1 protein-coding gene is annotated in these 1,045 nt (G+C 44.1%); it reads right to left on the minus strand.

What is annotated here, in order from left to right:
- Positions 1–57: 57 nt before the first annotated feature.
- Entirely contained in the window at positions 58–966 is a 909-nt protein-coding gene (locus AB4486_RS22445) for an IS5 family transposase (RefSeq protein ID WP_372065201.1), read from the minus strand.
- Positions 967–1,045: the final 79 nt, after the last annotated feature.

Here is a 1,045-nt window from a genome sequence, read left to right on the forward strand (position 1 = left end):
AACGGCGTTGTTGATCAAATCAGCTTGAGGTTCAACGACGCCATATTTGACTAATCGTTAGCTTCTAACAGGCATACCTAGTCCTATGACTTTGTTTATAGCTTTGACATTCGCCATGATTTCTCCCACTTGAGCGTTGTAACATCTCAAGCTCAATTTACCGCTGGTTAGTCCTTTATATCGAGACATTGCGGTCTCAGATATTGAGCGATAGTGGTAACCAGACTCAGATTTCCACTCCGTTATTGTTCCGTTTTTAAGAGCCTCTACAGCTTCATTTCTGGGATGCCCATCTTCCCAAAGAGCCGCATTCTTTCGAGGTGGTATCAACGGAGTACAGCCCTTATTTTTCAGAGTCTCATGGCAACTTTTTGTGTCATATGCTCCATCAGCAGATACTGTATGGATCTTTCTACGTAAAGGGTTGAGTAATGTTGGCAGCACTTCGTTATCGCCAACACTTACAAGACTGACTTCTGCACTAATGGCCTCATGAGTTTCTACATCAACAGCTAAGTGCAGTTTACGCCAAGTTCTGCGTTTTTCGGCGCCGTGCTTTTTCACTTTCCATTCACCCTCGCCAAAAACTTTGAGACCAGTCGAGTCAATGGCTATATGGCGAATAGCTCCTTTGGATTTATTGCGATATTTGACCTGAACTGTCTTCGAGCGTTTGCTGATACAGGTGTAGTCAGGGGACGTCAGTGGAACATCCAATAGCTCAAAGATAGAATCAATAAAGCCTTGAAGAGCACGTAATGGTAATGAGAATACTCCTTTAATCATCAAGGCAGTTTCAATCGCTGTATCAGAGTACTGAAAGCCTCTACCACGCTTACCATGATGGGTTTTGCATCGCCATGCATCTACGGCTGTATCATCTATCCAGAACGTAACCGAGCCCCGTTTGCACAAAGCCTTATTGTACTCCGCCCAGTTAGTTATCTTCTTTTTCGCCTTACCCATGTTGTCACCGCTCTAACCATCATAAAGGATCAGATCGCAGGACTCGAAAAAGGTTCAATTGATTTAGGCAACAACGCCG

The sequence above is a fragment of the Vibrio sp. 10N.222.55.C6 genome, assembly GCF_041473395.1.
Lineage (GTDB): Bacteria > Pseudomonadota > Gammaproteobacteria > Enterobacterales > Vibrionaceae > Vibrio > Vibrio crassostreae_C.

Bases quoted from the DNA above. Each gene is read 5' to 3' on its own strand.
- AB4486_RS22445 (WP_372065201.1), bottom strand. From the start codon at position 966: ATGGGTAAGGCGAAAAAGAAGATAACTAACTGGGCGGAGTACAATAAG.